Genomic DNA, 19811 nt, shown 5'->3' on the forward strand with positions numbered 1-19811 from the left:
GCTAGAATATTCAAACTACTAATTTCTTTAGTATTTTTAGCTAGAGATTATATTGCCAATCAGGACTACTTATGCATGTAGTTAAATTATATCGGTATTTTAAATATAGGATTTTTTTATAATAAAAATTAAGTGCAATCCTTATTGGTGTGACATAAATGGTTGGATTCAGGCTGGCTATTTAGCGCACAACTTACAGCAAAAACAGCAGGAAATTGGGCTTCCCTAGCTTAGATATTAGCTGCGATTATGATTAATGATGTGGTCGGATTATGTTTGGTGAAATTAGCATCAGTATTTCCAGTAAGAGGTGCTACAACAAGATCAAGCGTGTTATAACATAATATATCTTTGCAATGCTATTTGCTTGTGCTAACTGGTTTGTGGTATCTTGTTAATGATATCTACAGAAGCTCAAGCAACAGCACAATATCTTGCTGGAATTAAAGTTTTTTAATGGCTAATTCATAATAGCATTATATCAACTTACGGAATGTTATTATCTTTATTTACATAATTATTAACTTCTATAGAGTCCAAACTACTTGCAAGTGTAAATAATTTGTATAACAGTCTTCAATCTTTATTGTATTGCTTTCACTCATAGTGCCAAGCATCTTTTAATTTGTGCTGGCTCCTTAATGTTTTCTGACAACTAGCCTGCTCTGATACTTATTGTGACATGGTTTAATATTATTGACTATATGACAGCACTGATTAGTATGGGGAAGATTGCTCCTAAAGCAAGAATATTTGGTATGATTGTGTTCGTACTACTAACCATGCTACTAATACTGTTGAGGTGGAGACTAATATTCATCTAAATATAATTCTTGTTATTCTTATGTAGAGCTTCGGTGCTTTTGAGTATTGTAGAATTGGTTTTAGGAGTTTAATAATTCTAGTTATGCCTTTCATAATCTTTACTATATATCATACACCCTATTGATCATACACATTTTGAAGATCTAATTGGAAAGCTGTCTTCTATCTAATAGTTACAGACAAACTCTATGTAACTTATTGTACTTTTAAATATCAATAATTTTAAATATTACTATTAACAATGGGGGCACTATTATTAAAAAGCCAAAAACAACTTGGTTACTCAAAGTCACAGTTGAAACAAGCAATAATGAAACACAGTTGTGACAGCTATTTGTATAAATCCAAATATCGCTGATGCTACACCTACCTAAATGTTAATGTCCATTTAAGCATATACCATATGTAGCTGTATACTGAAAATTTACTACAAAATACTAATAAAAAGCACACAATACTAAGATAACTAGAGTATTTAGGCCAAATATAAAATATGACAAAGCAAGTCATAAACCACTTAAAACTGATAAACAACCACAACAAATTATAACCTTATTTATATATGATCTACTGATTGCATTTTTAAATAATATTAAAAATATTGCTGAAGGTATAATTACTTCAGCAGATAATAAATGAATATTCAACAGCAGAAAAACCTAGTTTAATCTGAAAGAAGAAAGGGGAAAGTGTTGCAAAGATAAAAACCAATTATAATGCTAAACTACTAAATATAGCGTTTAGAACAAAAACCTTATAGGTTAAATACTCCTTTTGTATGCTTCTAAGACTTTATAATTACTTTTAGAATAGCTTTTTAAAGATGTAAATATTTTACAATTTAAACTGTAATAGTTAGCACCATTATTGAGTGTAAGGCAAAATTACCACGCCAACCAATAGTTACTTGAATGATACCTCCATTAATCGAACGTTTCATTGGGAAATTATACACAAAATACTTGCAACACAAAAAACTAAGTACCCAGCCAATAGCGCCAGCTTATGCCCATACTTATCTGATAAGTAACCAAAGCCTAAACATCAAGCAGGTCATATAAAAGAAATATACTCCTACTATTAGCTTAATATCTTTAGCGGATGCTTGAAAATATTCAACAATATGTGGCACAATGATGGTATAAAGCTATCTGTAGAAATTGCGACATTACATCAAAAAGATAGATTATTAAAACGACTGTTTCATCAGAGAATATCTTCTTAAAAGGATCATTAGACATATGCTAAGTTCAGTAATAATAGATTCTGGAAAGATTATAATATAAATTTTATTTTTGGAAATATTTTTTAAATGAATCTTTATACCTGACTAACTCAGCATAAGTAAGTAAAAATACTCCATCACCACCATCAGCAAAACTTACCCATGTGAATGGAATATCTGGACACATCTCCATTAGTGCATATTGACTATTACCAACCTCAACTATCAAAATACCTTTTTCTGTCATATACTGATCTGCCTCTAGAATGATTCTTTTTGCAAGATCTAAACCGTCATCTCCAGATTCCAGAGCAAGCTTAGGCTCATAATGATATTCCTGTGGCATACTATCTAAATCTTGTTTATCAACATAAGGAGGATTTGAAACTATCAGATCAAACCTTTGTCCTTGAAGGTTATTGAATAAATCAGATTTAACCGCCTTGACTCTACTATCACTTAATTGGTGCTTTTTGATATTATGATTTGCTACTGCTAAAGCACCATCAGAGATATCGACCAAAGTTATGTTCGCCTCTTCAAAAACATTACTACAAGCAATACCTATACAACCGCTACCAGTACATAAATCAAGCACACTTGTGACATCATCAATATCGTTAATCCATGGTGAAAATTCATTGCGTATAAGCTCAGCTATTGGTGATCGTGGAATAATAACTCTCTCATCAATATCAAACTCCATACCAGCAAACCAGGCTTTTTTAAGAATATAAGGTAGTGGCTTACGCATACATGCTCTTTGATAAACATAGTCGATAATTGTTTTTTTCTCCTCTGTAAGAAGTCTTGAATCAACCATATTGCTATCAATATCATGTGATACATTTATAGCACTAAGTACCAAATGCACAGCCTCATCCCACGTCGAATCTAAGCCATGTCCAAAATACACATGATTTGCTGTCATCTCAGAAATTGACCAACGGATATAATCTCTGATCGTATGTAAATTATTTATAATATCTTGTTGTTTTTCTTGACTATACATTTATTAACCTTTCTTCCATATAGTACCAGTTGCACTATCTTCTAATATTATTCCTTGCTGTTGAAGCTGTTTTCTTATCTCATCAGCTCTAGCATAATTTTTGGCTTTTTTAGCTTGAGCACGTTCAGCTATAAGCTCTTCAATTACACTAACATCGACACTATTACCTTGCTTAAAATATTCTTCGATATCAGTAAATAAAATACCCAATACATCACAAAGCTTACGTAATAAGAAAGCATAGCCGCTAGCTTTATATTTATTTGTTGTTTTAAGAGTATTTATCTCTTTAGCTAAGCTAAATAAAACAGTCAAAGCTTCTGGAGTATTGAAGTCATTGTCCATAGCTTTGATAAATTTCTCTTCATACTCACTAGCATCATCAGGAAGATTTACCTCAATTGGCTCGATATCTCTAAGAGCATTAAATAATCTCTCAACAGATGCTCTTGCATTATCAAGATTCTCTTTTGAGTAATTAATCTCGCTTCTGTAAACAGTTGAAGCTAAGAAGTATCTCACAACTTCAGGGTGGTACTCTTCTATAACATCATTAATTGTAAAGAAATTATTCAAAGATTTAGACATCTTCTCAGCATTAACTCTTACCATACCAGAATGTAACCAGTAATTAACAAAAGTACATTCATTGCAGGCTTCTGATTGAGCTATCTCATTTTCATGATGCGGAAATCTAAGATCAGAACCACCAGCATGGATATCAAAAGTATCTCCTAAAAGTTTCTTAGCCATTGCAGAACACTCTATATGCCAACCAGGGCGACCTGCTCCCCATGGTGATTCCCAAGCTGGCTCACCTTCTTTTGACATTTTCCAAAGTACAAAATCCATTGGATTTTCTTTTTCTTCTACAACACCTACTCTTGAGCCCTGCTCTAGTGCTTCAAGATTTTGCTTACTTAACTTACCATAATCAGCAAATTTAGCCACTCGATAAAAGACATCGCCATTTACTCCTTGATAAGCAAAGTCTTTCTCCACAAGAGTTTCAATCATAGCTACCATTTCAGGAATAGTCTGTGTTGCTCTTGGTTCTTTTGTTGGGCGAAGAATATTAAGCTTATCAAAAGCGTCATACATTGACTTAATAGTCCTCTCCACTAACTGGCTAATAGACTCACCATTTTCATTAGCTCTTTTGATAATCTTATCATCAATATCTGTGATATTTCGCACAAAAGTGACATCGAACCCACGGTACCTAAAATATCTATTAATTACATCAAAAGCAATATTTGTTCGAGCATGTCCAATATGACAATCATCATACACTGTAATACCACAAACATACATTTTGATTTTTTTAGGTTCAACCGGTTTAAATTCTTCTTTTTTGCCAGATAAAGAGTTATAAAAAATCATAAAGTAAAAAGTCCATCTTTTGAATTTTATAATTATAAGCTACCAGTATAACCAAATTTTAATATTTTTTGGAAAAAATCTTAGTGCTGAAAATTTTTATAGACCTAATTAAAATATTGCTGAATATTATTTAAAACATCTAAGGCTACTACAACTGCTATGAGCAGCACAGCCATAGTCAAAATAAATCCTACGAATACATATAGTGGACTTTTTTCTAAAGTATAACTTGAATCTAGAGCTTCGACATGAAAAACATCATCAAGTTTTCCTAAATCATTTATAGCATCTTTTACTGAAGCTCTATAAATTATTATTAAAGTTGTCATACTCAATATCTTCTACAATTATGCTAGTTCTACAAGCACTATCATTACGCCTTGATAATACAACTAAACTTGGCTGTAAATTATCATGCTGATAATACAGCTCAATGCAACAATATTTACTGGTGAATCAACAACCTCTACAGGTGTCTATAAATCTAGTATCGCCCTTGTTAAAGTTATTGATAAACTCATTAAGTGTCATCTTTAAAATATATAAATCTCACCATAACATATAGCTAATAATAACTGTCAACAACCTTTGTTAAGTTGTCAATCAATATTAATTTTATAATCCTTAGCTATATTAAAACCACCTAACTTATAACTTTGGGTTTACCATCATTTAGCGATACTAATATCAAATCATATTCTTTCTCGATAACACCAATAAATCCACGCTGATTATTGCTGATTTGTTACTCTTGATTTAGGTGATAAAACTGCTGTGTATTATTCATCTTTAGTTATATCAATATATGGAACATCAATTGGTACAAACTCCAAATCATAATTAATCAATTGAATGCTGAGGTAGATCTTTATAGATAATATCTTTTGTTAACTTAAGATTGCCTTTATAAAAATAATCTATGGATTATATCGTTACTTATAGTAGAAGGTTATACATTATAAAGTAAAACATCAACATATGTATTAGAGAAAATAGCTAAGCTGCTTTTAAATAAATTTTCAAAAAAATGCCACAATATTATGTTTTATCTATGTTGATTGAGCATTTGGCAAATATATCTTAGATATATTATTGCTCTGCTGTTATCACAGCTTCTTGTTAAGTTAAACTTTTGATACCTAAAAAACCACATAGACAAAACTTAATACAGTTACTAAGACAACAAAACTAAATATCATTATAGATGATAAGTAAAAAACCTAATAGTTTTGTGGATTTTTTTAATTTCATATTCTCTATAACAAAATTATTTCATTTAATCTAAACGATATTTTCAGAGCTTTAGTTTTTAAATAATCAAGATCTGTATCTAAAGTTATATATCTCAAAGCTAAGTTATCTTTATCAATTAGCGCATAACTTATATTAAGATCATACACTCCATCTACAAGTTGATATGCCACAGCAGCAGCGGAACCTTCTCTACTAATACCATATACAGTTAATAAATTTATTTTTTGTGAAACTTTGAGATCATGTGTTGCTGCTATGTAGAATATCTGGATACTAAATTTACCGACATAATCACCTCTATCAAATTAATTAGCAGGGGCAACAATTACTAACTCTATTTTTATCTTTATCAATCACGATACCTTGACAATATAAACATAATCATTATTACAAAGTACTAAATAATCACTGCTATGCAATCGCTAGTAGCTAAAGATAAATTCAAATTTATCGCCCTTGAAGAAGCCAAGCTTGTGAATGATTTTTCACTCTTTATCGATTATATAGTTAGTATCATATTGATACAAAAAACCTTTACTTTTCATCCAAAGTGTCTTTGATAAAATTTGTTATTTCAGAGATTTTGCCTATTCTAATATCTGAACCACTACAGATAAAATTAGCATTTTCTTGATTATCTGCTGTTGTATTTATATATTGTTGTTTTATTTAACCATACTTACATGATAGTTCCGGATTGATTATCGCATCATAAAATATTTTTTGGTAACTAATATTTAATATCTTGTTCCGTCTCTTGATAATTATGTTTTGCTGAGAAACAAATATTTACAGCGGTAACTATTGACTATAGCTGATATAGTAACTGCTCCCATAAGCTCTACTAAAGTAAAACCTCTAGTAAAACTACTGATAATTTTTAGAACATTGTGCCATATTTTATTACTTCTTTATAAACCATAATTCCAAAGTTTTTATTTATACCAACAAACTTAACTAGCTTTGAGTTTGATGATTTTGCTTGTAAAAAGTCACTAATTACCTACAGATATATGATTAAATTTTCCTGTCAAAATATATTGAGATATTTTTTATCTAGCTGCTGTACTAGCTTAAATCTTCTTCTCAACTATAACAAATATCTTAATTGCTGCATTTTATAACTAAAAAAGATGAAAAAACGCAAATAATATTAAACAGGATGAAATTATATTCTCTAGCCAAAACCTAGCTTTTATAACTTAAAAATTAAAACTTTTGCAATATAGTATTATACTTTTTTGCTAAATAACTTTTGCTAGTTATTATTTTTTATCTTTTAAGCTACCATTATCAAATCAATACGTCTTAAGTATAAATTTATCACGCTGCCAGACAGTATTAGTAGAGATTTCCTCAGCTAAAACAGTATCAAGCAGGATATTCTGATAAATCTATATCTACTAATCTTTCTATCGCATATACTGGCAAGTTAGCCTTTATCAAAAATATATTAATGGCTAATGTAATCCATAGCTCTTTTACCAAATGAAACTCATCATATATTCTACCGATCGATTAGTATAGCAATAGATTATCTAGAGTGATAAAGCCAACAAGTTGATTTTTCTTATAAACTAAAGCAAAGTGTAGCCTACCTTGTTGGAATTTGTGTAACACATCTATTAAGCAATCATGGTATGATATTTTTAATATTGGACGTAAATCTTGTTTTGCTAGCTTTGGTATTTAAAGCACATAAAATATCTTTTGTATGAATAAAACCAATGATATTTTTGTCTTTTTGATAAACTAAATATCTTGTATATCAAAACATCTTTGATAATCTAAAGTTTATCACGATTAGATAAATCGTAATCTATTCCGATCATTTCTTTGATTAGTAACATTTTATATATAGAATGTAAATGAGCAAACTCAACCATTCTTAGCAAAATATCTCAATGTTATTCTGTTAGAGGTTTAAGATAGCTACTTTTTAGAATCACTTTAATTTCATCTGTAGGGTATAACCATACTCAGCTTCGGCACTGAGTCTAGTTTTAAAAGCTCTAAAAGTCTATTGTAGCATTTAAATACTCATATAAATGGGGAAACAGCACCCAATAAAATATGTACAAAAAATGCATGTCAGTAATGATAATCTCTCAGTTTGTCTAATCGCCATATATTTTGGCATAAGCTCACCTATGACTATATAAAAAATGATATAAATGCAAAATATGTCTTAAATGCAATAAATGTTGAAAGTTTTAGTGATGCAATATCTAAAAATACCCGCAATGGTTCGATAAGCCTAGAAAAGTTAGCATCACCTACACAGCCAAGCCTAGTGAAGCTACAATGTAATCCAGAGCATGCAAGCAGAAAAATAAATATTAATTATAATATATCTTATAAGAATTTTACCTTTGTAGTGTTTTTTTATTGCGTAAAATCTCAACTTGCGAACTTCTAAGATTAACTAATGAAAATTTAGCTATAACAAAAAAAGTATTTAATAGTACAAATCCAAAAGCTATAGTGATATAAATTATATTATCGTAGCAAATCATAATAATTTAGCTAATATTTTGCTCTACCTAATACCATAATACATAAGACAGTATTTAAGAAAAGTAAAATACTTGGCAACATACATAATAAATACATATAAAAATCTGGCTGCGAATAAAATTTACAAACAGAATATACAGCCACAATCAAACCAAATACCGAAAAGCTTAGCTTGCCGATATTATCATAAATAACTTTTGTCCAACCATCTACTTTATCAAAAACCTTACTTGTTGGTTTCCACCCTTGCGGATTATTAAGATAATAGTTTATTTCTGCTTTAATACCACACCAAAACACAAATGATGACAGCATAAACATTGCCATGTAAATTTGTGAGATTTTACTCAAAAAGTTGCCCTTTATATCTCCATATAAATAATACCAAAAACTTAAAATAAATAATGGCAAAAGTGTCACATTGACAATTGATACAAAAGCTGAGTTGCTTCTTGGGAAAAGCACCAATAATAATGCAAATATTGGAAATCCAGATGCGACAACTTTGAACAGCAGATATAGCATATCTAACTTTACCCTAAAGCATAAGTTTGAAGAACTAACAATATTTGACATATATTTATGCATTACTTGCATACCACCAAAAGACCATCTTAGCCACATCTTCTCAAACTCTTTGAGAGATGTCGGAACCCATTCTCCAGTTTTGAGAAATACTGGTTTACTGATAAAACCTGCCTCATAACATCTAAATCCTGCAGCAATATCTTCAGTCACCATTACTTGGGATCTGTGGCACTCTTCCCACTTAGATATTGCTTCTAGAGCCTCTCTACTCCATATACCATTATGGCCTTGATAATTACAATAACCATACTTACCAACAAACTCATTGAAATAGCGAATGGTATTTTGAAAGATACTTGCAACTTTGGTAACTAAATTTGTACTATAATTAGTACTTTCTATCAAAAAACTAACGAATCCAAGTTTATAATTTTGTTTAAACTCAGGCAAGGCTACTTTTAGAGCATTTTTGGGTAATGTCGAATCTGCATCTAAAAATAATATATAATCAAAACAAACATGTTGCATAGCAATATCAAGATTACGCGGTTTAAAACCTTCCATACCACTTCTATGGATAAACTTACAGCTGATTCCATCAAGCATATTATGTTGGTTGACATATTGTCGCCATCTAACAAAATCTTGATGATTTAAATCACTATTATCAACAACAACTATTTCTAGTTTTTCTGTTGGATAATCTAAATTATACGCCGAATCAAATGTTAATTTACAAACATCAAAAGGCTCATTGCGTGTCGTCATAACTATAGAACATTCAAGCTCAGCAGCCTGCTCGACAAAAGTTTTTTTTGAAGCTAAAAGACTATCAATAAAACAATGAATACTTAAAATTATTCGATATCCCAGTAAAAAAAAAGTTGGCAATAAGATAAATAAGATCAGTATTGATATAAATGGATGGTAGTCAACACTCAGTAATACTTTTGTGGCACAAACTACAAAGGCAAAACTTAGCACCACATAAATAATAGTTATAAAATTAAACTTTCGAGATTTAGAGGTGATAAATAGATAAAAAACAAGGCATAATAGTAACAATAACATAACTATTCCAGCAAAAGCCTCACCAGCTACGGAAAAGCAATACAGTACTAGCATAGTCAATACAAATATTAGTGTTTTTTTCATAAAAGATGATTAAGGTCAAATGATGAGAATTTTACTTGAAAAAAATTAGACTAACAATAACAATTTTATAACGATTGTTTGTATTTTTGATACTCTAGCTGAACTGATTCTTCTGGCTTAGAAGTTAACAAGCTAAATACAATTATGCATATACTACTTAGTGCAAAGCCAGGGACCATTGCATATACCTGAAAACACCCACCTAAATGCTCAAACAATGGCCATATTAAAACAGCGAGTGAGCCTGATAATATTCCTGCTATAGCTCCACTTTTGTTCATCCTTGACCAAAACAGAGAAAAAATCATTACAGAGCCAAATGAACTACCAAGACCAGCCCATGCAAAGCCAACTAGGTTTAAAATAGTAGTATTCGGATTATATGACAAAATAATTGCCGCTATTGTTACTAAGAGTACTATTAATCTACTAACATTTAGCAGCTCTATGTGACTTGCTTTATTACGAACTTTAGTATATACATCAACCGAAAAGGCGCTAGATAATGATAGCAGTTGTGCTGAAGAAGTACTCATTACTGCGGATAATACTGCAGCTAATAAAACACCTTCCATCCATGGATTAAAAAATCCTGCTGATAACTTCAAAAATACAGATTCTGGATTTGCAATTCCATCTTTATAATATGCTGCTCCTAAAATACCAACACAAGCAGCGCCAAGCAATGCTAAAATCATCCATGTCATACAAATAAACATCGCCTTTGAGGTTTTACTCGGATCCTTTATCGCCATAAAGCGTACTATAATATGTGGTTGACCAAAGTATCCTAAACCCCATGCCAAAAGAGAGATAATCATAATTAACGGTACACCTGATTTAACGTCGTAAAATCCCTTGATATCAATATTTGATAATACCAACCCAATATTGGCACTACCAATATCAAAATACACTACAATTGGAACAACAAGCAAAGCTAATAGCATCAAACTGCCTTGAAAGAAATCAATCCAAGATATTGCTAAAAAACCACCTACACATGTATAAATAAATATTATTGCTGCCGTAAGTAATAACGCTTGATGATATGAAATACCAAACATTGAACTAAATAATACTCCACCGGATACAAAACCTGCTCCGATATATATAGTAAAAAATATTACCACAACTACAGCAGTTAATGATCTTATTATCCCTTTGTTATCATGAAACCTATTTTCAAAATATGCAGGTATGGTAATAGAATCTTTTGCTATTTGAGTATATATTCGTAATCTTCTAGCGATAACACTCCAGTTTATAAATGCCCCAATTGTCAATCCCAACGGTAGCCATATTTGGTTAATACCTGATACCATAAAAGCGCCAGGAAGTGCCAATAATAACCATGATCCCATATCAGAGGCTCCAACACCTAGTGCAGCAATTGGTGCGCTTAGAGAGCGTCCACCTAGCATATAATCTGAGACTTTTTTAGTTTGGAAGTATGAGTATACACCTATAGCAAAAATGATTATTATGTATATAATAAACGTGATCCAAAGTATGTTATTTTGACTCATTAGTAGATTTTTCTTAAAAGAAGAATTACTTCAATTTAACATCTTTAGAAGCTTTTTAAAAGTTTGTTTAGGAAATTTATAAGAACTTTTTATCTAAAAAATTATAAAAATACTAGCTAAAGTTTTTCATCTAACTATCATGATTATTGACTTACCACACTAAACAACTAAGTTGTAAAAAACTAAAGCTATTGACTATCACATTATGACATAAACTTTTCGATACCATCTTTGAAGTCAAAGCTGTGTTCTGCGGTTATATGCCTGATTGTTTTTGTTGTAGAACGCATAACTACACTATGTGTAACTGCATAAGAACCTCTGCGTGTGCTATTAACTCTTTTGACACCTTGAAGCATATTACCATCAGTTACTCCAGTTGCAGCAAAAACAATATCTCCAGATGCTAAATCATCTATATCGTATTTTTTGTTAAGATCAGTGATACCAAGACGATGTGCACGTTTTATTTCTTGATTATCATTGAATACTAATCTTGCTTGCATTTGTCCCCCTAAGCATTTAAGTGCTGCTGCTGCAAGAACACCTTCAGGTGCACCACCAGTACCAATATACACATCTATACCAGAGTTTTCTGTTGCTGTAGCTATTACACCTGATACATCACCATCATTTATAAGTATCACCCTAGCACCACATTCACGAGCCTCTTTGATAATATGCTCATGTCTAGGCCTATCCATAGTACATACAACTAATGCAGACATATGTACACCTTTGAATTCAGCAACCCTCTTTAAGTTATTTGTTACAGAATCATCTAGGTTGACTATACCCTTAGGCGCATTAATACCACCAACAGCAATCTTTTGCATATATACATCAGGAGCATTTAAAAAACCACCTTTGTCTGCCATGGCTAAAACTGTAAGTGCGTTAGCACCACCCTTTGATGTAATTGTAGTACCCTCTAGAGGGTCCAAAGCAATATCAACCTCGCAGCCACCTGCACCAACTTTCTCACCAATATACAACATTGGTGCTTCATCAAGTTCACCTTCACCAATCACAACTGTACCATCAATATCAACCTCATTAAGTGCTTTTCTCATTGCATCAACGGCAGCTTGATCAGCAGCAATTTTATCACCTCGACCCATCTGGCTCCATGATGCTAATGCTGCTAGCTCAGTAACTCTGACTGCTTCAAGTGCTACTTTTCTATTCATTTATTTTGGTCCTTTTTGTTTAAAGTTTATCGACTATTGGTGTTAAGAAGTTTTCTATTACTGTCTTAAGCTCTATAAGCTTACCATTAAAAAAATGTCCTACCTGATTCATTTTAACCAAAGTTAAATCAGATTTGATAGTTTTAAGAGTAAAATCAAAAACAGAGTTTGGATTAACTATATCATCATCTACACCCTGTACCACAAGCCATGGAATATCTCGTGGTTGAATAAATTTAGTTAGATCAAACCTATCTACAGCTGGCGCTATTGTAATTAGGCTTACAAGATTATCTAGACTACCTAAACCCTTATAGGCTATAGCACCACCAAATGAGAAGCCGCATAATATTATTTTTTTTGCTATTGTATTGTGTTTAACCCAATCACATACTGTAAGCAAGTCTTCTAACTCACCAACTCCATCACCATACTTACCTTGACTCTCGCCAACACCACGATAATTAAATCTATAAGACTCTATATTAAATTTTTTCATTGCTCTAGCAATGGTGGTGACAATCTTATTATGCATGCTACCTTGAAATAACGGATGAGGATGACATATCACGGCAACAATGTCTTTTTTGGCATCTTTGACTTTATCGTGAGCTGCTTCAATACGACCAGCTTGACCTTGAATAAAAAAAGTGTTCATAATGTTATAATATTAAGATTCTCTAGTAAGGTAGCAATCCTCTAGTTTTATCAATTTTGTCTTCTTAATAAACTTATATGCAAAATATAGTATCACAAATGCAAAGAAACCTATATAAGTTGATACAAACTCTAATATTACACTAACCCAAGTTCTACCTTCCATAGTTAACATTGTGATACCTTGACCAACAATTACCATACTTACCATAACTAAGGCAATAATAGGCGCCCATGGAAAAAACTTTGCCACATAAGGCAAATCTTTTAAGCTTTTACCTTGCTTGATATATGCTCTTCTGAAACGATAGTGGCTAAGCGCAATTGTAAACCATGCGATAAATCCTGCCAAACTTGAAACATTCACTAACCATGTAAATATATACCCACTACCAACAAAAGATACGAAAAAAAATGACGAACCTATAACTGCAGTAACCAAAAGAGCAATCATTGGCGTACCTTTTGAATTCGTAGTAGCAAAAAACTGAGGGGCTTGCTTAATTTTACCTAAATGCCATAGAACTCTTGTTGCACTATACATACTTGCATTACATGCTGATATTATCGCAGTTAAGATTATCACATTCATAATAGTAGCAGCAGAACTTAAGCCAACATTTTCAAAAACTATTGTAAATGGGCTAACAGAAACATCATTACTCATCCCAGCTTTTATCAAAGATGGATTATTGTATGGAATTAAAAAACTAATAATCACTACAGCAAGTATGTAGAATATAAATAAACGCCAGAATGTTTGTTTGATTGCATTTGGTATTGATGTATTTGGATCTTTAGCCTCACCAGCAGTGACACCTATAAGCTCACTTCCTTGAAAAGAAAAGCCTGCAATCATAAATACTGATATAAAGCCCCACCAGCCATTATGAAAAGGAGCATCTCCAATATGCCAATTTTCAAAACCAACACTTGTATGATTACCTACTAGACCAAGTATTGACAAAAAGCCAACAATTATAAATATAATAACTGTCGAGACTTTTATAAAAGACAACCAGTACTCAACTTCACCATATATCTTTACTGAAAATACATTTAAAGCAAAAACTAATACAAAGAAAAAGCCACTCCATAACAGAATTGAGCTGTCTGGAAACCAATATTGCATAATTAACGCTGCAGCAATAACCTCTGTAGCAACTGTAATAGCCCAATTAAACCAATAGCTCCAACCAGTACTAAAACCTAATGCTGGATCAACATAGCGTGTAGCATATTCACAAAATGTTCCACTAACAGGACTATGAGCAGCCATTTCACCAAGACTCGCCATCAAGAAGTAAACCATTATAGCTATGATTACATATGCCAAAACAGTTCCTCCAGGACCGGCATCTGCAATTGCTCCACCAAGTGCTACAAATAAACCAGTACCAATACAGCCCCCCAGAGCTATCATTGACATATGGCGAGTATATAAGTCTCGTTTAAGTTTCTGCGACATCTATTTTACTTCCCTCCGAAAGATATTAATCAAAAAAATAAAGAGCTCAGTATATTTAACTCTTTACAATTCAGGTAAGCTTTGGAGAAATTGAGAAATAAATTTAAGTGACAAAATAGGACTAGACTAGAGGATTAAATCTCTCTCTACATATTCCAAATCTCCGCCATAAAAATAAAACCCAAATCCATTACAATACCTTTGTTAATATATTCAACTTTTAATTATCTATGTTTATGAGATATAAATCAATACTATTTTTTATGATACATTAGTGCATAAACCATCCATGTGGAGATATACACAAATATGCCACAGAAAACAACATCACTAAAAAAGTGTCCCCCCTGAGACATTCTCATCAGTCCTAAACCTCCACCAGCAAATAATGCAGCTACAAATACAACAAGCTTTTTTCTCCTTCTAGCTACTAGTGGCATAAATGCAAAAAGCCAAAATCCCATTGAAGCATCACCACATACAAACGAGCAGTTTTTGTCACATTGTGAAGATATAAAAAACGGCGGTTGAAAAATTTTATCACCCTTAAATTGCTCAACCATCACTGGTCTTGGGCGCCCCCAATGATCTTTAAACACATAATTAACAACAAAGCCTGGACCTATCCATAAGCACACCGCTATAAATAATATAGCTTTTCTATGCTTAATCTTAAACTTATCGATAAATAGAGATCCTAAAAGAAATAAAATCACTATGATTGAGAAAAATATTGGGAAAAATCTGGCAAACCAATGCAAAAAACCTAAAAATCCATCATAGCCACCAATAAATTGATGTGCCGATGAGTTATAAAAATATCCCTCTAATTGTATATCTAGATTTGGAAACATAAGAAAGAATAACCATGCAAAAAAACAAACAACTAAACCTAATATGATATGAAATCTTGCCAAAATATACCCCTTTAAAACTTCAAGCTTAATAAATTTAGTAGTATAGTCTAACATTTTTAGATTTTTTTTTGTTAAAATTATCAATTGGTTTTACTCATTAAGTATAATTAATTTTAGAAAAATATGGCAGATAACAACATAAACAAAATAAATCATGCTGTTGGTAGGTTAAAGGTAACTCTAGTAGTTATTTTAACAGCTAGCATAATATATCTTTTCATCGCATTGTTTAGCTTTAATATTAATGATCCAGGCTGGAGTAGTGTTTCATCTGAAACCACAATAAAAAATTACGCTGGTCCAGTTGGTGCATACATAGCAAGTTTTATACTCTCAGTATTCGGTGTTATCGGCTTTATTTCACCATTTTTGCTTATTGATTTTGTCAGAATTCTCCTCATCAAACGAAAACAACAAAGTCTTAGCTATCTTTTATTTACAATAAAAACTGTTGGAATTATTGTTTTTATACTATCTTGCTGCGGACTTGCTGAGCTTTATCTTAGTTTTGCTAACTACTGGGTGCCTCAGCGCTCAGGTGGCATTCTAGGTTATGAAGCAGTTAAGATCACCATTAAATATTTAGGATCAGTAGGTGGCAGTTTTGCATTATTAATAGCATTATTCGTAGGTCTAACGCTATACTCAGGTACAACATGGATATACATTTTCAAAAGCTTAGTAGTATTTGTTGCCAAAGTATTTAGTTATATCACAAAAGCAAAACCTAATAATGATAAAAGTATCCCAGATATAAGTAGCTTTGAAACTTTTGAAGGGAAAAGTAGCCTAACAAGTTCATTTAGCAAAGATAATAAAGCAACATCAATCGCATTTGAAGATAATCAACAAACTCATAAAAAAGATATTTTTAGAGAAGTATTAGATAATACAAAAGTAACAAATGAGCTTTCATTCAAAGATCCTAAAGCTGAACCACTACAAAAATCAGATTTAGAAATAGCATCATATTCAGATTCAATCTTAGACCTAGATGTCGACTTAGATCCAGAATTACCATCACAGTCAAGTAGTAAGACTAAACCAGCAATGACAAAAGAGCAACTGAAAGAGATAACAACGACATCTCCCCCAACAAGCTCAAGTGCTAGTAAAGCCCTCAAGAAAAATATGCTCCCATCATTAGATCTACTTATAGAACCAGAATCAAAAAAAATTGTTATTTCTCAAGCACAGCTTGATGAGACATCTTCACTACTTGAACAAACTTTAAATGACTTTAATATTAATGCAAAAGTTGTTGCAGCATACCCAGGGCCAGTAATCACAAGGTATGAGATAGATCTTGCAAGAGGTACAAAAGTCAGCAAACTTACAAATATTGCTCAAGATTTAGCTAGAGCTCTATCTACTACCTCGGTTAGAGTTGTTGAGGTAATTCCTGGTAAACCATACGTAGGCTTAGAACTACCTAACCTAACTAGGCAGATGGTGCGTATCAAAGAGGTACTGGCATCACCTGAATTTATAAAGTCTAAAGCCACTACCCTAATGGGAATAGGTGTAGATATATCTGGTAAACCGACATTTGCAGAACTTGCAAAAATGCCACACCTTTTAGTAGCTGGGACAACTGGTTCAGGTAAATCTGTTGGTGTCAATGCCATGATTCTTAGTATGCTATACAAATGTAGTCCTGATGAGCTTAAATTCATCATGATTGATCCAAAGATGCTTGAACTTTCAATCTATGATGGAATACCCCATCTATTAACACCAGTTGTTACAGATATGACAGAAGCTGCTAACTCTTTACGCTGGTGTGTCAAAGAAATGGAGCGGCGCTATGCTTTAATGTCAGCAGCTGGAGTAAGAAATATTGCCTTACTAAATGATAAGATTGAACAAGCAGAGAAAGCTGGTAGGCCTCTCAAAGACACCATGTTTATCAAAATGAATCCTGAAAGAGCTCATGAGGCACCATTACTGACAAAAATGCCATATATTGTTGTTGTTGCAGATGAGTTTGCTGATATGATTATGGTTATTGGTAAAAAAGTTGAGGAATTAATTGCCAGACTTGCTCAAAAAGCTCGTGCAGCTGGTATTCATATAATTCTAGCTACACAAAGACCTTCAGTTGATGTTGTAACTGGACTAATTAAGGCAAATATTCCCACTAGGATGTCTTTCCAAGTATCATCAAAAATTGACTCTAGGACAATACTTGATCAACAAGGTGCAGAAGAACTTCTTGGGCAAGGTGATATGCTTTATCTTAAACCAGGTTTTGGTGCTCCTATGCGTATTCATGGTGCTTTTGTTGATGATAATGAAGTCCATAGGGTTGTAGAGTCTTGGAAAGAATATGGTGAGCCAGAATATATTGAAGATATCTTAGAATCATTAGAAGAGGCTGAAAATGGAACTTCAGCAAATAGCGGTAGTAGTGATGACCCACTCTATAATGAGGCAGTAGAAATTGTTATTAAAACTCAGAAAGCATCAATCTCTGCGGTACAGCGTAAGTTAAAAATAGGCTACAATCGTTCAGCAAGATTAATGGAGGAAATGGAAGAAAATGGCATTGTTTCAGAGATGAATCAAAACGGTATGCGTGAAGTTCTAGTAAAGAGAGACTCTTAAATGAAAAAAATAATTATATGTTTGATACTTATTTTTAGCATAAGTATTAGCTTTGCTGATGCAGCTAGTAATCTTATAGAAAAGATAAAAAATATTAACTCTATGACTGCCAACTTTAATCAAAAGCTCATAGATGGACAAACTAGCAATAGTCTTAACTCAAAAGGCAACATGAGCCTCAAAAAGCCGCAATATTTTAAATGGGTAACAACGTCTCCAAATAACCAAAAAATTGTCTCTAATGGTACAAAGCTGTGGATCTATGATGGTGATTTAGATCAAATTATCATAAAAAAAGTTTCTAGTAATAATATTTCTCAGTTTCCTTATCTAATTCTTTTATCAAAAAACACCAGTAATATCAACAAACTCTTTACTGTCAAAGAGCAAGATAACACTAGCTATATTCTAAAACCTAAAAATGATCAAATGATTAATAGCATAAAGATTAAGTTTACCCCAAATAATCAACTTAAATATTTAGAGATTTCAACCTCACTAAATCAATTTACCAAAATTGAGTTTACCGATGTAAAAACTGATGTATATATAAGTGATACAAGTTTTGATTTTAAAGCACCTGAAGATACTGATGTAATTGATGAAACCAAATCTACATAAAGGTTTATCTACTCGAACATATAAGCGCTATCAGCTCCACTAGCAGCTAACCAAATACAACTATTTAGCGATATAATTAATCCAACAACTATTAATAATATATATTCTTAAACAACAAACTAATTAGCAAATAGATTAACTTATAAATACACTTATGCTAATAACTTATAACAACGCTATTTAACTTATAACTCTTTTTTTTAAAAACATAAATATTTTAAAAAATATCTTGTTTAGCATTAATTATAACCATATATCTTTACAAGCTATCCAACCTTCATACTTTTCATTTATATAATATTTAATAGGAAGTATCAGATATTATAACTAGCGAGTTCTTTATAATAAGCAAGACAAAACAGTAGTAGAACACCAACAAACTGTTCATTATAAAGCCAATTATTGCACTAGTAAAAAAAGTTTACTTAGGATAATTAATTAGATAATGGTAATAATGCATAGCCACGCATATGTTGAATAGTTGTAATCTTCCAAAATAAAGTACCAACCACACCTTTAGGAAAGAACATTAAAGTAACTAAAACAACATATTAGAAAGTATTTAGAAACCGTGTAACACACCTTAAAACTATAAATTATAAAATAAAAAGAGAAAATATCCTAAGGTCAACAAATTAATAAACCAAGTATTTAAAGATTTTTTCTACATAAGGAAGTTAAAGCTCTGAAATAAATGGTTGCATATTTTACATACCATTTAATTTCTGAATTGTATTTAGAAATACTTTTTAAACAATAACTTAAAAAATAAATAGTAATACACCACAAGTATTAGTGGAAGAGAAAGAATCCATACAAAAGATAGTACCTGCGACAAACTATGTATTCTAATAACATCTAAGAACTTAAAAAACAATGTACAGTTCTGCACTCTGGCAAAAACATAGGTATATATTACAACT

At 31.8% G+C, this 19811-nt stretch carries 10 protein-coding genes and 5 pseudogenes; 3 read left to right on the forward strand and 12 right to left on the reverse strand.

Annotated elements, in window-relative coordinates:
- Nucleotides 1-137 precede the first annotated feature (137 nt).
- A pseudogene (locus tag FSC845_RS09505) lies at nucleotides 138-1045 on the forward strand (hypothetical protein).
- On the opposite strand, the pseudogene FSC845_RS09905 reads toward FSC845_RS09505, so the two are convergent.
- The 12 genes and pseudogenes from FSC845_RS09905 to lpxF all read right to left on the reverse strand — a co-directional run bounded on the left by FSC845_RS09905 (nucleotide 1032) and on the right by lpxF (nucleotide 15660).
- Nucleotides 1032-2066 (reverse strand): annotated as a pseudogene (locus tag FSC845_RS09905) (MFS transporter). The pseudogenes FSC845_RS09505 and FSC845_RS09905 overlap by 14 nt on opposite strands.
- A 48-nt stretch (nucleotides 2067-2114) precedes the next feature.
- Nucleotides 2115-3062 (reverse strand): 50S ribosomal protein L3 N(5)-glutamine methyltransferase, encoded by a 948-nt coding sequence (gene prmB / locus FSC845_RS01160; protein ID WP_064461413.1) that lies wholly within the window; start codon nucleotides 3060-3062, stop codon nucleotides 2115-2117.
- A gap of 3 nt (nucleotides 3063-3065) precedes the next feature.
- Nucleotides 3066-4445, reverse strand: a complete 1380-nt coding sequence (gene cysS / locus FSC845_RS01165; RefSeq protein ID WP_064461414.1) for a cysteine--tRNA ligase — start codon at nucleotides 4443-4445, stop codon at nucleotides 3066-3068.
- 188 nt (nucleotides 4446-4633) lie between these two features.
- Nucleotides 4634-5705: pseudogene (locus tag FSC845_RS09910) on the reverse strand (hypothetical protein); the annotation flags it as partial.
- Nucleotides 5702-6598, reverse strand: a pseudogene (locus FSC845_RS08475) (PilW family protein). The pseudogenes FSC845_RS08475 and FSC845_RS09910, both read right to left, overlap by 4 nt.
- Nucleotides 6599-6997: 399 nt before the next feature.
- Nucleotides 6998-8215 (reverse strand): annotated as a pseudogene (locus FSC845_RS09510) (CNNM domain-containing protein).
- 10 nt (nucleotides 8216-8225) lie between these two features.
- Nucleotides 8226-9899, reverse strand: a complete 1674-nt coding sequence (locus tag FSC845_RS01185) for a glycosyltransferase family 2 protein (RefSeq protein ID WP_064461415.1) — start codon at nucleotides 9897-9899, stop codon at nucleotides 8226-8228.
- A gap of 65 nt (nucleotides 9900-9964) precedes the next feature.
- Nucleotides 9965-11428: a sodium/proline symporter PutP gene (gene putP / locus FSC845_RS01190; RefSeq protein ID WP_064461416.1), complete on the reverse strand. Its 1464-nt coding sequence runs from the start codon at nucleotides 11426-11428 to the stop codon at nucleotides 9965-9967.
- Nucleotides 11429-11631: 203 nt separating this feature from the next.
- Nucleotides 11632-12618 (reverse strand): class II fructose-bisphosphatase, encoded by a 987-nt coding sequence (gene glpX / locus FSC845_RS01195; RefSeq protein ID WP_064461417.1) that lies wholly within the window; start codon nucleotides 12616-12618, stop codon nucleotides 11632-11634.
- A gap of 19 nt (nucleotides 12619-12637) precedes the next feature.
- Nucleotides 12638-13276, reverse strand: coding sequence for an alpha/beta hydrolase (locus FSC845_RS01200; protein WP_064461418.1), 639 nt, complete (start codon nucleotides 13274-13276; stop codon nucleotides 12638-12640).
- 12 nt (nucleotides 13277-13288) lie between these two features.
- Nucleotides 13289-14743 carry an amino acid permease gene (locus tag FSC845_RS01205; RefSeq protein WP_064461419.1) on the reverse strand — a complete coding sequence of 485 codons (1455 nt, stop codon included), beginning with the start codon at nucleotides 14741-14743 and terminating at the stop codon, nucleotides 13289-13291.
- 254 nt (nucleotides 14744-14997) lie between these two features.
- Nucleotides 14998-15660: a lipid A 4'-phosphatase LpxF gene (gene lpxF, locus FSC845_RS01210; RefSeq protein WP_064461776.1), complete on the reverse strand. Its 663-nt coding sequence runs from the start codon at nucleotides 15658-15660 to the stop codon at nucleotides 14998-15000.
- A gap of 123 nt (nucleotides 15661-15783) precedes the next feature.
- On the opposite strand from lpxF, the gene FSC845_RS01215 reads away from it, so the two are divergent.
- Nucleotides 15784-18267 (forward strand): DNA translocase FtsK, encoded by a 2484-nt coding sequence (locus FSC845_RS01215; protein WP_064461420.1) that lies wholly within the window; start codon nucleotides 15784-15786, stop codon nucleotides 18265-18267.
- Nucleotides 18268-18888: an outer membrane lipoprotein chaperone LolA gene (gene lolA, locus FSC845_RS01220; RefSeq protein WP_064461421.1), complete on the forward strand. Its 621-nt coding sequence runs from the start codon at nucleotides 18268-18270 to the stop codon at nucleotides 18886-18888.
- The last annotated feature ends 923 nt before the right edge of the window (nucleotides 18889-19811 follow it).

Source organism: Francisella persica ATCC VR-331 (genome assembly GCF_001653955.1).
Taxonomy (GTDB): Bacteria; Pseudomonadota; Gammaproteobacteria; order Francisellales; family Francisellaceae; genus Francisella; species Francisella persica.